Source organism: Aliikangiella marina (genome assembly GCF_007004765.1).
In the GTDB taxonomy this organism is placed as follows: domain Bacteria; phylum Pseudomonadota; class Gammaproteobacteria; order Enterobacterales; family Kangiellaceae; genus Aliikangiella; species Aliikangiella marina.
The window spans coordinates 483,733-497,773 of record NZ_VIKR01000001.1 but is presented as its reverse complement, the minus strand read 5'-3'; the positions used below and the strand labels follow the sequence as shown (position 1 = coordinate 497,773).

11 protein-coding genes are annotated in these 14,041 nt (G+C 42.1%); 2 read left to right on the top strand and 9 right to left on the bottom strand.

What is annotated here, in order from left to right; translation table 11 throughout:
• Positions 1 to 153: 153 nt before the first annotated feature.
• From FLL45_RS02265 to FLL45_RS02250, 4 genes are all read right to left on the bottom strand, one after another.
• On the bottom strand, positions 154 to 3,228 hold the full coding sequence (locus FLL45_RS02265; protein WP_142888162.1) for an efflux RND transporter permease subunit: 3,075 nt from the start codon (positions 3,226 to 3,228) through the stop codon (positions 154 to 156).
• A gap of 10 nt (positions 3,229 to 3,238) precedes the next feature.
• Positions 3,239 to 4,348, bottom strand: coding sequence for an efflux RND transporter periplasmic adaptor subunit (locus FLL45_RS02260; protein WP_142888161.1), 1,110 nt, complete (start codon positions 4,346 to 4,348; stop codon positions 3,239 to 3,241).
• A gap of 9 nt (positions 4,349 to 4,357) precedes the next feature.
• Complete coding sequence (locus FLL45_RS02255; RefSeq protein WP_185964290.1) at positions 4,358 to 6,736, bottom strand: TolC family protein; 2,379 nt, start codon at positions 6,734 to 6,736, stop codon at positions 4,358 to 4,360.
• Between the two features lie 114 nt (positions 6,737 to 6,850).
• Entirely contained in the window at positions 6,851 to 7,804 is a 954-nt protein-coding gene (locus FLL45_RS02250; protein WP_142888159.1) for an alpha/beta hydrolase, read from the bottom strand.
• Positions 7,805 to 8,124: 320 nt separating this feature from the next.
• On the opposite strand from FLL45_RS02250, the gene FLL45_RS02245 reads away from it, so the two are divergent.
• Positions 8,125 to 8,964 (top strand): hypothetical protein, encoded by an 840-nt coding sequence (locus FLL45_RS02245; RefSeq protein ID WP_142888158.1) that lies wholly within the window; start codon positions 8,125 to 8,127, stop codon positions 8,962 to 8,964.
• A gap of 77 nt (positions 8,965 to 9,041) precedes the next feature.
• Here FLL45_RS02245 and FLL45_RS02240 read toward each other — a convergent pair whose 3' ends face one another.
• The 5 genes from FLL45_RS02240 to FLL45_RS02220 all read right to left on the bottom strand — a co-directional run bounded on the left by FLL45_RS02240 (position 9,042) and on the right by FLL45_RS02220 (position 12,871).
• A complete protein-coding gene (locus FLL45_RS02240; RefSeq protein ID WP_142888157.1) occupies positions 9,042 to 10,418 on the bottom strand; it encodes a hypothetical protein in 1,377 nt (458 codons plus the stop codon).
• On the bottom strand, positions 10,411 to 11,085 hold the full coding sequence (locus tag FLL45_RS02235; protein ID WP_142888156.1) for a PspA/IM30 family protein: 675 nt from the start codon (positions 11,083 to 11,085) through the stop codon (positions 10,411 to 10,413). Before FLL45_RS02235 ends, FLL45_RS02240 begins: the two co-directional genes overlap by 8 nt.
• 302 nt (positions 11,086 to 11,387) lie before the next feature.
• Positions 11,388 to 12,137 carry a tellurite resistance TerB family protein gene (locus tag FLL45_RS02230; protein WP_142888155.1) on the bottom strand — a complete coding sequence of 250 codons (750 nt, stop codon included), beginning with the start codon at positions 12,135 to 12,137 and terminating at the stop codon, positions 11,388 to 11,390.
• A gap of 66 nt (positions 12,138 to 12,203) precedes the next feature.
• Complete coding sequence (locus FLL45_RS02225; RefSeq protein ID WP_142888154.1) at positions 12,204 to 12,620, bottom strand: HPF/RaiA family ribosome-associated protein; 417 nt, start codon at positions 12,618 to 12,620, stop codon at positions 12,204 to 12,206.
• A complete protein-coding gene (locus FLL45_RS02220) occupies positions 12,614 to 12,871 on the bottom strand; it encodes a hypothetical protein (protein ID WP_142888153.1) in 258 nt (85 codons plus the stop codon). Before FLL45_RS02220 ends, FLL45_RS02225 begins: the two co-directional genes overlap by 7 nt.
• A 155-nt stretch (positions 12,872 to 13,026) precedes the next feature.
• On the opposite strand from FLL45_RS02220, the gene nhaR reads away from it, so the two are divergent.
• The gene (nhaR, locus tag FLL45_RS02215; protein ID WP_142888152.1) at positions 13,027 to 13,932 is read left to right on the top strand and encodes a transcriptional activator NhaR; all 906 of its coding nucleotides are present in this window, start codon (positions 13,027 to 13,029) and stop codon (positions 13,930 to 13,932) included.
• The last annotated feature ends 109 nt before the right edge of the window (positions 13,933 to 14,041 follow it).

Below are 14,041 nucleotides of genomic sequence, written 5' to 3'. Positions count from 1 at the left end.
TCTTAAAACCGTTAAAGCGAGAGTAAACCGAGGATAAATGACACTTTAACTTAGTCCCACTACTTATAATTGCACTGCTCGAGTAATCGCCCAATATCATTTTATTGTCACAACGCTTCCAGCGAAGCACTAAGTATTTAAACCGCTTAACAATCATCCATACTTCACTCGATAAAAAAGACTATAGAGTAGCGGTACAACGCCAAGTGTTAATAAGGTTGCCAACAAGATACCAAATATAATAGCAACAGCCATTGATTCCCATAAAGGCCCGCCCCCTAGGGCGAGAGGAATCATTCCGCCGATAGTTGTCGCTGTAGTCAATAAAATCGGTCTTAATCTTTGTTGGCAAGCGAAAGGTACGGCCTCGTGCAGTGGCAAACCATTTTCTTCATTTTCTATCTTTATTCTATCCAACAAAACAATTGCATTATTAATCACTATCCCAGCCAAAGAAATAACACCCAGCATTGTCATAAACCCAAATGGTAAATCGGTTACCACTAGTCCAAATACAACGCCAATCAAAGACAGCGGAATTGTTACAATGACGATAGTCGTTTTACGAAGTGAGTTGAATTGCCAGACCAAGAGCAACAACATGATTAGACCCGCTATCGGTAATTTGTCAAATATCGATTTTTGAGCATCAAGAGATCCCTCGACATCACCACCAAGCTCCCAACGATATCCGAATGGCCAATCTTTCTGTTGTTCCTTTAACCATTCCCCCATCGCTAATGCGATTTCTATCGAGTTGTAACCAGGCTCGACATAACTAGAAATCGTCACTGTTTTCAAGCGATCTCTTCTAAGAATCTTTGAGGTTTGCCACTCTAATCCCAATGTCGCCACTTGGCTCAATGGAACCGTTTGTCCGGTAGCCTGAGAAAAAACGCCAATATTACCAATCATCGTAAAGTCTGTTTTGGCATCCTTTGGACGTTCTGAGCGTAATACAATCGGAATCAGCTTATCTGCTTCTCTAAAATTAGTCGTTTCCAGACCAGTTAAATAAGTTTGCATCGCGGAAGCGACTTCATCGTTAGTAACCCCCGCTAACTGCGCTTGAGTATTATCAATATCCATTACCAATTTTTTAGAACGAGTTCCCCAGTCATCAACAATGCTTTTAGTGCCCGCTGTTGCTGTTAAGCGCTGTTTGACCTGTTCTACAATCTCAAATAGTTGCTCTTGGTCGCGTCCCATTATTCGAATTGCAACTGGCGCACCACCCGCCGTACCTAAAGGCAGAAAGTCTACCGTCGGCGTAACATCTGGATAGTTATCAATGATAAACTTCTCGACCTCGGGAAAAATCCGCTCTTTGGCGACTTGAGTATCTGTTACATTGCCTAAGATCATCGAATAATTCGGCGCCCGGGCATGCGAAGGTGCCGACAAAGTGAATCGTGGCGGCCCCTCACCAATATAAGTTCCCCAAGAGAGAAATCCTTTACCACCTTCATTTTCCGCCATCAAATTCGTCAATATATAATTTTCTACAGCTTCGGTGATCTCGATAGTTCGTTCTATTGGAGAGCCTGCCGGTGTTTCTATCTCGACTGTTACTACCGGTTTGTCATTTTCTGGGAAAAATACATTTTCAATAAAGGCAAATCCTTGTAAAGAAAAGTAAAATATAGCTACCACCCCAACTAAAGATAACCAAGGTTTCTTAACCACGGCTAATAAAATACGTTTATAGTTTTTATATAAACCAGAATCATAATGCTCCTCCGCAGTTTTCTTTTTCACTTTAAGGAAAAATACACACAATAACGGAACAAGCGTTAAGGCTAAAAGCCAGGACGTAATCAATGTAATCGTCACTACTTTAAAAAGTGGCGCTGTATATTCACCCACTTGAGATTCGGCTAAAAATATCGGTAGAAATGCTGCTGAAGTTGTCAGTGATGAAATCAGTAACGGAAGCTTTAATTCAGCAGCAGATTCGATTGAAGCTTTTTTAATTGACTCACCTTGCTCTACTCTAACGATTACACTCTCACTCATCACAATCGCATTATCAACCAGCATACCTAGCGCAATGATTAGAGAGGCAAGCGACATTTGATCGATCCCAATCTCGAAAGACTGCATTACAAATAAAGTCACAATCATCGCCGAGGGAATTAACGAAGCCACAATAAATCCAGTTCGCAAACCCAGAAACACCAGCATGACTAATAAGACAATCGCAATCGCTTGCCAGACATTACCTAAAAAATCACTAATTTTGCTGTCAACAACATCGGCTTGAAATGCCAGAAATTCAAAATCGATACCTACAGGGTAAACAGTTTTTACATACTCAACCATTTGTTTCAGTTCAATGCCCAAATCGACGACATTACCGCCCTCTTTTAATGAAATCGCTAGAGCGATTGCTGGCTCACCAGTCTTACGCATGACCATCTCTTGAGGATCGATCAAAGCTCTTCTTACGGTGACTAGGTCACTTAGCTTTACAACATTTTGTGAATTAGGAATATTGACGATGGTATTCGCTATATCGGCGATCGAATCAAAATTGCCAGTAGGCTCGACGATAATTTTCTCGTAATCTGTTGAAAAATTCCCACCTGAACGAATAATATTCTTTTGCGCCAGGATGTTTTGTAATTGTCCAGGCGAAATACCAAGTTCTGACAAGCGAGCATTACTGTATTCTAAAAAAATTCTTTCTTCTTGCGCACCAACGACATCTACCTTGGCAACATTTTTAAGTAACAACAACTCGTTACGGACTTCATCAGCGATTTGTTTGAGTTGTCGATAACTAAATCCATCACCGGTAATAGCAACTACAGTACCAAATATGTCACCAAACTCATCATTAATAAAAGGTCCTTTGATTTCTTTCGGTAACTCACGTTTGGCGTCATCGACTTTACGTCTCAGCTTGTCCCATATTGGTCGAAGCTCAGTAAATTCCTCTTTCAAATCGACATAAACCAACGACACGCCGGTGAGTGACTCACTTCTGATATGCTTAACTTCAGGCATTTGCTGAATTTCTTTTTCCAACTTATCGGTAACAAGTTGTTCAACACGTTGTGGACTCGCTCCTGGCAATTGGGTTTGAATAAAAGCGGTTCTAACAATGAAGCCCGGATCCTCACTTTTAGGTAGGGTAAAATAAGCATTGACTCCGGCAAAAATCAGAATTACGAATATCACGCTAAATATTCGATTCTTCTCTATAGCAAAACGAGTAATATCCATGTTTTGCTCCTTAGTTATTTTTCAGGATGGGTTTGTCTAAAAGCTTGACTTCCATGCCCTCAAGGAGTCGTCTGACACCTGCTGTTGCTATCAATTCTCCTTGGGTCAATCCTGAAGCAATTTGCAAACCGTTTTGCGCCGGTGCTCCGATGACTATATGCCTTTTTTCTGCTCGGTATATGTCGTCGTTTGTTGGTACTAGAACAAAAACAAAGTGCCCCTTCTCATCCTCCCCTACGGATAAATAAGGAACGAATATTTTTCCTTGGCCTGCCAGCTGATCTGAAAAATCGAACTGCACGTTCGCTGACATACCGGTTCTCAATTCGGCACAGTCACCTTGCAAAATAACTTCTACAGGAAAAGTGCCAGCGGAAGCAGCAGCGACACCAACTTCACTGACAATGCCAGAGTAAACTTTATCAGGCCTGGCACTAGCACTGACTTGCACATTGGAACCTGTCTTTATCAATTGTATGAACTGCTCAGGAATAGACACTCTTACTTTAATACACCGACCACAATTGATGCGTAAAACCCCCTGGCCTGCAGCAACTGTTTCATTGGTGTCGGCCAATACTGCGGCGATAGAACAAGCTTGTGGTGCTTTGATTTGCGTGTAAGCGAGTTGAAGTTCTGCTGACTCAACTTGTTTACGAGATACGTCGACCGAGGCCTCAGCAGATTCCGCTCCGGCTCTCGCAGCATCAAGATCGCTCTTTGAGGCATTACTATTCTCATACAGATCAATTACTCGTTCATAGTTGGCTTTTTGATTTCTTTGATTGGCAAGCGCTTGTTGAAGACTTGCTTGGGCTTGTTGTAAGCCAACGCGATAATCGGTGGCGTCTAATTCGCTAAGCACTTGTCCTGCGGAGACTTCTTCACCGAGTTTAACCAGTCTTTTTGCGATAGTTCCACTCACTCTAAAACTCAACTGCGCATCAAGTCCAGCTTCGGTAACGCCTGAAAATGTTTGTTTGTTCTGCCCTCCCGAGGGCATCACCTTAGTATACTGAACAGGTCGATAAGTTTTCTCAACAATTGGTTTTTCTTGCTCACAAGCACTTAGGAGCAGACTTAAAAAACCAACAGTTAAGATAGTTTTTACGATTTTCATTGAAAGCTCCTATTGAATATTATTATTGGATTGTGTTGGTTGGAACGACGATGTTGCAATACCTCGAGTTCGGAAAAATTGAATCAGTCGGTCAAACCACTCATTACTATATTGACCGTCTAATAGTGGTTTAAAGTCACCGGCGGCTCTCATTAGACGAATGTAGTCCTGTAAAAAGGCATATTCTGCGTCCGCGGCAAGGAGTCTTGCACTGAGCGCATTATTTTGCGCATCAAGAAGGTCGCTGATTGATACTTTACCATTGGCATATGCGCTGCGTACCAGCGTTAATGATTCCATTGCAGCTTCGGCCGAAGCATGACTCAACTCAATACTCGGATACGAGCTACCAACATTAAAAAGAGCTTGACCGGTATTGGTCAGTATTTGTTGGGCAGTCGCTTTTTGCCGCAGCTGAATTTGTTTAGTCTCAATTTGCTTACGACTGATTGTATTGCGACGCTGTCCACTTAAATCAAAACTTAAACTGGCTTGCACACCAACGGACCAAGTATTTTTTTCGACATCTGAAACAGCACCCAAACCACTTTGATCGATATTGCGTCCCGCTTGTGCAACAAAATTAACATCAGGAATATAATTTCCCCTTTGGTTAGTTAATAACTCTCGCTGGTTCACTTCGAGTAAACTTTCAAAACTTTTTAACTCCGGTGAGTTTTTTAATGCTTCAAGCTTATAAAACTCTTGAAAAGCCTGCCAATGAATTTGATTACCAACAAATTTTTCAAATCTCTCGTCAGATAAAATACTCAACAAATCACTGACTTCGGGTTGGCGCGCATCGACTAATACATCTTTTTCAAGATTCATCACCCTGGCTAATTCAAGTTCAGCATTCCTTCGATTGGCTTCCGAAGCAAACAGGTTTTTTCTATCGATAGCTTGCTGACTTTTCCAACGTAAAATATCTGACTTTCCAGAGGAACCTACTCTCAGTCTATTTTCTGCTAGGTCCAAATTTTTACGGGTCACTTCGAGGTTGGCTCGCCTTATTTCTTCATCTGCCTTGGCTCGCAACAAATTTAAATAGGCTGTCGCCGCTTGTTGCGCAGTATCCAAAACTTGCGACTGGTATAGCGATAGTTGATTATTTTTTAATGCTTCATTGATTTCAAAATTCGCCCATGCCGAGTCTGCGTAGATCAGTTGAGAAAAGTTTAACTGTGCATCGCTTCTTTTTTCCGGATTAGCACCTGGGATGACCTGCTCTTCATTAATTTGGTTATATGCCGCGCTCAATGACATACTCGGATAAAGATTGCTACGCGCAATATCAACATCTTTTTTAGCCAGCTCAACATCAAAGGAAGCGACTTGTAAATTTAAGTTGTTTTGCAGAGAAAATTTGACAGCCTCTTGAACAGTAAAAGCTCTGCGGTTAACAAACTCTTCTTCATTGATAATTTTTGCATCTATCACGTCATCCCACCGTGGTGCAAATCCGATGGCCAAGCCCGTCGCTTGATTGTAAATTACACGACTATTGAATTGCATATTAACGGTCAGTTCGCTCGCGTTGGTACCTAACAGAATGCGTTGAATATTGATCGCGACACGACGAGACATTTGTCCCTGCGCCTGACTCATTTGACTTGTTGTGACCATTAAGCCATCTTCAACTGCAATTTCTCCTGCAAAGGTATAACTGGGAAGCTTTCTGTCGATTAGCCGATTCGCTAGGGTTCTTACTTGGCTACGGGAATACTGTGCTAACGGCCCTACCAATACCGCTTCTGCATCGGCAGGTATTGCGTCAACGACTTGTCCGGGAGAGCCTTTGACAGGCACTTGTATAAATTCTACGTTGTAATTTTTCGCCGCGGTTTCTAATAGCACCGAAAATTCTGGCCAGCTTTCCGCTAACAGGGGCTCAATTAAAACAGCAAATTTTGATTGTCCCACAAAGTCCCTAAAAAAGGTGACTTCTATCCCCGGCTCTTTAACATCAGCGATATAGGTAAAATTGTTTTTACCACTCCGATTCCCTTCAATTGGAAAACTCTGTGCAACCGGGTCGATTGTCACAGCTGCAATCGTCGGTTTTGGAAAGCGCTTTCGTGTTGCAACCTCATTTGATGAAACAACGCCAATAGTCACTAAAATATCGACATTTGGATCCCTGTAGTTTTCATCAATAACTCGATTAATTCCCGCTAATGTCCAATTCGCCGTTGTTTTATTTGAATCAACAAAACTGACACTAAACTCGCTTCCGAGTAAATCGACAATTTCCTGTTGAACGACCGACTCAGAGAGGAATTCTTTTTGCGTGGGCCCGTCTTTGATAATGGCTACTCTGATATCTTTGGCTTGGAGGCCGAAACTAACCATCAGTAGGCAGACACAAGTAAACTTTGTTATGCTCATGACCTTGTTTTCCTTTTGTTCATGATGCCAATTTATAATCATTCAGATTGTTGATATTTTTGATGTTGAACAGCGCAACCAAAATCTCCCAAAGAGATTTTAAACTAGTCTTTTTTACTTTGACGTCCACTCTACAAAATTTATAACGGCATCGTAAAGCCTAAATCTTGCAGTTTCCAATAACGCCGCATGATCTGCATTTGCTAGCACCACCCACTGTTTATTTTGATTCGCAAGGCGTTTAAAAAGCACAGCGTCAGCATCCCAATTAACATAGGGATCAGCTTCGGCTTGCAATAATAATGTCGGCACAGTGACTTTAGCGCCATCTAACTGATTCCATTGAGCCAACTGGTTCCAATCCATTCTTATGGGGTCAGCGGCTAAACTCGCGCTCACATAAGCATCTATTGCAGCTTTTGAAATCGTGCCAGGTAGAATAAAATCTTCGGCAGCTGCTTGAGCTGTTGTCTTTTTTCTCGGCGGAACTAAATGGTTTGGGCCGTTATCCCGTTTTTCAGTGGTATCTATCGGAAAGCCATAAAGAATGAGGGTCTTTACTTTGTCGGGATACCGCTGTGCAGTTAGCATGGCAACCATTGAACCATATGACCAGCCAAACACATTAGTCCCAGCTAATTCTGGGTGTCGCTGGTTTATGTCATCAAGGAGTATGGCGACATCTTTCGCGGCTCTATTTGGAGTGTTCCAGCCACTCTCATCTCTTGGAGTCTTTCCATAGCCGCGAAGGTCGACGGCATAAACGGCAAACCCTTGTTTTGCCAGCGCTTGCATCATCGACAGATTTTCATTTCCCGCCATTAAATCAAAATCTGGCAGTGCACTCCAAGTTCGACCATGAATCAGTAAAATCACCTCTCGTGGATTGTCAGGGATGCGGCTATACATGACCAATTGATGCTCATCATCCATTGTAACTCGATACTCGTTTAACTCTGCAGCACCAAGCCCCTCAATCATTAATGAAAAGAAAATCAGTATCAGACCGACAAGCTTGACGGCGAACGGCGTACTGAGAAAATACAAAAAAGATAATTTGTTAGACATTTTACTCACCTGTTATTAACCTAGCCCTTGGTTAATTTTAATCGACTGACGAATTTTAGATAAGCCTCAATCGTTTTCTCGCTTGGATTATCAAATTGAGCAAGTTTTTCTTGGTAATGAATCGAGTGAATAATAATCGCAAATGAGACTAACAAATGACCGTCGCGAATGATATTGGCCTATCATCACTCATTAATCACTATAGCATCATGTTTCCATCACACCCTCGGTATCGCTTAATCGAGCACTCTTGAATAGACTTTTGTAACTTACTCGTTTAATCCTTAAATCTTTCATTCATTAGTCGTTCGGAGTGTTAAATGCTGAAGACAATTTCTCAAATGGGATCAATCCTGATACTTTTATTCTTGGTATCATGCAATCAAAACACCGATTCCGACAACTCAAATGATTCTCAGGCCCTAAGCAGTAGTAGCGAGGAGGACACTTCACCATTTCCACAATATGTCTCACCGAGTACCGCAGCTAAGGCCGATTGGGAATTACTCTTTATCGGTAATAGTCACACTGCACAAAATCGCCTACCTTTATTGGTCGCGTCGCTTATCGAACTGGGCAGCCAAACACGAGGAGAGCACAGCACGGCGTATGCTTATCTGGATATTTCCGCGATGTTTTTGGATGAAAGGTCCACCAGCGGGAGAACTTACAAGCAGATAAAAGACAGAGGCTGGACACACATCGTACTACAAGGCCAAAAGTACTCAACTACCGGGCTCTATACCTATCCAACTGATATAACTGAAGAATGGATTAATATCATCACCGAGCATGCTGCAACGCCTATACTATTTCCGGAGCATCCGCGTGAGGGAAATGGTGAAGAAGGACTGAGAGTTCATAATCTTCACGTCGACATCGCGTACCGAGTCTCTGCTTGCGTCGCACCTATCAGCCTTGCATGGGATTTAAGTCGCGAGCGCTACCCAGAGATAAGACTTCACTCTGATGGTAATCACGCCAATATGAATGGTACGTTGCTTACCGCCTATATTTTCTATGAAACGATTACAGGATTCTCCGCAAGAGAGTTACCAGCGGTTGAGACGATTGCCGTCGAAGTTGCCACACAATTAAAACTGAAAACAGTAGCGGCAGAAATACTCTATTTGCACCCGCCCTGTTTGAACTATCCTTGAATTAAATTTGCAGCGGTTAACCAACGATAGCCGCTGCAAAACGATGATATTAATTCGAAACGTTTGATCTCAGCTCATTAGACTTGCCATTCAGAAAATTGCATTTTAAGCCGTTTGAATCGATTTTTAATATCATCTGCTCGTGCCTCTAAATATGAACCGCCAACAATTGCGGTAACCCCGATTGCAGCCAATCCGAACCAATAGTTAAATTCGAATACTGACATGAGCCGAGTCATCATAAAGTAAAGTCCTGCAACGATCAGAATCGTTGAGCCAATAAATATTGACTTTTGCTGGCTGACAAAGCTCAAAACCATCATGATCGCACCACAGACAAGACATAGAACGGCAGCTAGTAGGCTAAAGTCGATTAATACGTTTAAGAACATCCCAAGTACTAGAATTGCAACCGCTAACACTCGATAAATTGCCGTCCTTTGCGCGCCGCGAGTTGAAATTTCATAGGTTAATCCAGCCATTAACAGTGTAACAAGCGGAATGATTAAAGCATCATTCAAGCGGAATGATATTATCGCTTCGGCGCCAAGACTAATACCGCAAATGAAAGTTAGCAGCAAAGATGTCAACTCAAATATTTTACGAATAAAGGCGCCTTCATCGATAAATTGCAAAAGCTGGCGAATCAGTAAAAAGCCAACCAATGTTGCTGACGACAACAAAATAAGATCAAAACTATACAACCAAAAACTTCTTCCAAACAGAATAATTATCGGTAAAAACTGCAAGCTAAAAGCAATTTTTCCTTCAATAGTTTTAGCAGTCAAATCACGAGTCAGGACGACTCGGTGGAAAATAAACAAGCTCACTGTCATCAATAAAGACAAACCAGAAATGAGTTCAGGCATTCTAAACGGTACTAGTAGCATACTATTACTCATAATAAAAAATAGCGCGGATTGTCGGTATAAACGCCGAGTTAATACTTTGTATCCTAATAACGCAACACCAATCATAAGCAAAGATGATAGCGCCGTAATCGTCAGGGCGACTTGCAGAGAATCAACTGACCATGTGACATAAGCAGGGATATCAGTTTTAATGAGCGCCCCAACACCAGAAAACACAAAGCCACCTAAAACAGCAAAATTTATCGGCACCGAAAATAAGGCGAGAATCAGCAACAGTCTTGCGCCTTTAGTTTCTTTAATCAACTTAGCACTCAGCAGCCCTATAGACGCCAAAGCCAGCGTGTGCCCTAATAAGAAAAAGTAGCGCGTTGTGTCACCACTGGAATCCCAGCCGCGCATTAAAAAAGTATACAAAGAGACAATGATCGCAGTAGCGCCTACGCCACGGAGTATCATCGGCAAAAACCGCAACCAGTTCTGACTATCTGAGGCAACGTCTTGTGAATTTGCATAAAGTCGCTGCTCACTTTGATTGGTTTGGTAGTCAGTCAATTCACTAAAGAAGTTACTTGAGTTACTCATTTGCATTCTCCTTTTTCACCCTTTCTTGGTCACTACGAATTAATTGCGCCAATTCTTCTTTTAATTCATTTTCCTTTTCTTCGGCTTGATAAGCTTGTTCGAAATCATCAACCAATAAGGCTTCTTCAATTTCAAGAGGACTCTCCATTAAGTTCGCTTCCCAGCGGTCAAAAGCTTTTTCCGCTTGTTTCAAATTAGCGTTAGCGTTAGGCGTAAATTCGCTTCTCACTTTGGCGCTCGACTCGCGTGCTTTTAACAGCTGCCGTTTTTGTTTTATGTCTGTTAGCTCTTCTTCGCTATGCTGAATATCGCGACTGAGTTTTTCAGCGGCAGTAACATATTCAGATTCACTTTGTTTGAGTTTTTCAATCTGCTGTTCAGCATTTTTACGACGGCGAATACACTCCAACGCTTTACTCTCATTAACTTTTGCTTCGTTGAGTGCGCGTTGTTGCCAACGCTCCCGCTCTTCATTCGCATTCTTTAACTGCTGCAATACAGAAGATTTACGCCGGTTTAAATGCAGCAGTTGAACTTTTGCATTGGCAATTTTTTTCGCCTGCTCTTCAATTGCTGCCTCAATAATGGCGTCATGATTCTCAATATCTGAGACGACGTTATCGAGCCTTGAAAACAAAGTGACTGAAAGACGTTTTAAGATGGACATAATAATCTCCTCAAGATGTTAAAAGTAAAGTCTACGGATACTATCGAGAGGATTGGATTGAATTGGTACTGATTAAGACAAAGTATCATATGCTGATACTGAGAGTTGGGAAATATAACCTTGAGTTAACTAAATGCTGAAGCCAATAAAGCTCAAAGACAAAAAAATGCCCACAAATAGTGGGCTAATGGTCACTCTAATGGCCGAGTAGAAACGAGTTGAACAATCATCGAAATGATCATTAATAACAATAATAAGGTCATTGCGTATACTGGGTATTTTATTGGGTACTTTTGCACATGCTATGCCGCGTCAATTATGTCGCTATGTGCATTCTTTTCTAGTTGCGCCGCAAACTCTGGCGGGAGCTTAAGCGCTAAAGCTAGACTATTTAGATACACTCTCTCCGCGGGTAAATCAGGGTTAACCACCATACAAGAAGCGAAATAAACCTCGGCTCGCTGGGCTTGACTGGTTACTCCGCTTGCAATTTCATTAACCGAAATCGGCAAACTAATCATGTCAAACAGCATCCCCTTCTCCTCTGGAGACAGCTCCATTTGATTAACTGCGTCAAAAATCTTTTTTTGTTCCTCTTCATCAATATGCCCATCGGCTTTAGCGGCTGCTATCATCGCTTTGATCAGGGTTAACTGATAATCTTCTGTCATCGCATCTTCTACAGGCGCTTCGCTTAAATCACTGCTAGCTTGATTACCGACCGCAGTATTTCCGTATTGCCAATTTTTGTACATTTTGTAAGCAACGCCGCCGAGTACAGCTGCGCCGCCGTAAGTTGCTGCAGTTCCGGCAAATTTTCTCGCCGATTTATTGGCTATTAACAGCGACATAATGCCACCTGCGGCTACGCCACCGGCTATTCCACCAGTCAAACCGCCAACCAATCCAGTGGTATTGCTCTTCACTTTTGGCGGGTTCTGACCTGACGCTTGACCGCCGATAAAACGGCTTATACCTTGCTGAATACTTTGTTTACTTGATTCAGACATTTGACTGCCAACAAACTGATTAAACAAATTTTTAATACTCATAACTAAGCTCCTAATTTGATCGCTTGCGCCAAAGTTGATGTTCGGGCTTTGATTGACGTTAACCGCTCAATACGCATGTACTCTTTCTTTCGAGGCTTCGCTGTTCTGTTGCACTACCTCTGATTCACTGTAAATCGTTTCAAGCTGTTCTCTCTGGTTAAGAACCGCCAATCTTTGAATTCGCTGCTGTTTACCAAAACGACTCGTTATCGCTCTTCTTGCCCTTTCCGCTGCGTTATCAATGGCACTGAAAATACTCTCATCAAGACTCTCGATTAAAATGTGAGGCATCTGGTCAAAAAATACTTGCATTAAACAGCTCTTGTCTTTGCCGCCTCTAGGCCCATTGATATCCGCCAGGCGCACATGAACTCTCGTGATTCGGTTAGTGAATCTATCAAGAGCAAAGCCCAAGCGGCGATGAACGTAGGTTTTAAGCGCCTGAGAGTCGTTCAGTTTTCGGCTGTATACTTCGACTAACATAAGTCCTCCTGGCGTTTTTCACGCCTTGCTTCAGCAGCATGAAATGCTAGGGTTAAATCAACAAACTCGCGGGGAATCAATCGACCTTGCCAATTCTTGGGGCACACCAACGATGTAGTCGCCGTTGATGCTTTATCGCTTGAAAATTGACGCACTTTTGCATCGTCGTTGCAGCAATCGTGCTTTACTAGCGACACGCTTAAGGGAGTTTGTCTCGCAAACGACTCTTTTATTTGGCTATCTACAAGCATAATTACCTCCTTTTCAGTCCTGGTTTAGCATTTGCCTAACATTTAGCTTGAAATCGAGTTTATCCAACAGAAAAACAAAGATATATTCGATTAATAATTATTTAATCTTCGATTTTTTCGAAATATAGAGACTTATACAGAAGGGAATTCAGCCGATGGCCAATGACTTAAATTACAAACACCTTCACTACTTTTGGACAGTGGCCAACGAAGGCAGCATTGCAAAAGCCAGTGAAAAACTCCACATCACTCCCCAAACCATCAGTGGCCAGCTCTCTGCACTCCAGGAGCGAGTAGGTACAGAGCTATTTCGGAAATCAGGGCGAGGGATCGAAATCACCGATACTGGTAAATTGGTGAAAACCTACGCTGATGAGATTTTTTCTCTCGGAAAAGAACTCAGTGAGATGCTCAGAGGCTCGCCTAATTTTGGAAGCGTGGAGTTTATTGTTAGCGTCGCGAGCACCTTACCGAAAACAATTATTTACAAAATGTTGGCTCCGTCACTGCAAATATCTGAAGACTTCTCTTTAATTTGCCGCTCCGGGCCTGTGGAGACCAACTTAGCTGAGCTGGCCATTCATGAAGTCGATATGGTACTCAGCGATACCCCTGTTAATTCTGATCTTGGCATCAAAGCTTATAATCACTTTTTAGGTGAAAGCCATATTACATTTTTCGCCGATCCCTCTATTGCAGCACAATTCAGAGACAACTTCCCGCAATCATTAGATTCAGCGCCAGTGTTGCTGCCGACAAAACAATACGCGATTCGACACAAATTTGATCGATGGTGTGAAGACAACAACATTTACCCCAATATCAAGGCACAATTCGATGACAACGCTATTTTAAAAGCCTTTGGTCAAGCCGGCTTAGGGGTATTTTTTATGCCCGATGTTATAAAAGAAGAGGTTTGTCATAACTTTAATGTCGAAATCATCGGCAGCTTACTCGATGTAAAGCAACGTTATTACGCAATTACCTTAGAACGAAAAGTCAAACACCCAGCTGCAGTCGCCATTTGTGATACGGCAAAAGAAACATTTATTTCTTATTAAAAACAAGGAAGGTAAAGTGTGGATCTGACAATCTTTGGCGGTTCCACAAGGACGGAAAATTTTCGAATAAGCGTTAGCTTATTAACTATAATTACTACATCTTAGGTAA

Bases quoted from the DNA above. Each gene is read 5' to 3' on its own strand.
- FLL45_RS02265 (WP_142888162.1), bottom strand. From the start codon at position 3,228: ATGGATATTACTCGTTTTGCTATAGAGAAGAATCGAATATTTAGCGTG.
- FLL45_RS02260 (WP_142888161.1), bottom strand. From the start codon at position 4,348: ATGAAAATCGTAAAAACTATCTTAACTGTTGGTTTTTTAAGTCTGCTC.
- FLL45_RS02255 (WP_185964290.1), bottom strand. From the start codon at position 6,736: ATGAGCATAACAAAGTTTACTTGTGTCTGCCTACTGATGGTTAGTTTC.
- FLL45_RS02250 (WP_142888159.1), bottom strand. From the start codon at position 7,804: ATGTCTAACAAATTATCTTTTTTGTATTTTCTCAGTACGCCGTTCGCC.
- FLL45_RS02245 (WP_142888158.1), top strand. From the start codon at position 8,125: ATGCTGAAGACAATTTCTCAAATGGGATCAATCCTGATACTTTTATTC.
- FLL45_RS02240 (WP_142888157.1), bottom strand. From the start codon at position 10,418: ATGAGTAACTCAAGTAACTTCTTTAGTGAATTGACTGACTACCAAACC.
- FLL45_RS02235 (WP_142888156.1), bottom strand. From the start codon at position 11,085: ATGTCCATCTTAAAACGTCTTTCAGTCACTTTGTTTTCAAGGCTCGAT.
- FLL45_RS02230 (WP_142888155.1), bottom strand. From the start codon at position 12,137: ATGAGTATTAAAAATTTGTTTAATCAGTTTGTTGGCAGTCAAATGTCT.
- FLL45_RS02225 (WP_142888154.1), bottom strand. From the start codon at position 12,620: ATGTTAGTCGAAGTATACAGCCGAAAACTGAACGACTCTCAGGCGCTT.
- FLL45_RS02220 (WP_142888153.1), bottom strand. From the start codon at position 12,871: ATGCTTGTAGATAGCCAAATAAAAGAGTCGTTTGCGAGACAAACTCCC.
- nhaR (WP_142888152.1), top strand. From the start codon at position 13,027: ATGGCCAATGACTTAAATTACAAACACCTTCACTACTTTTGGACAGTG.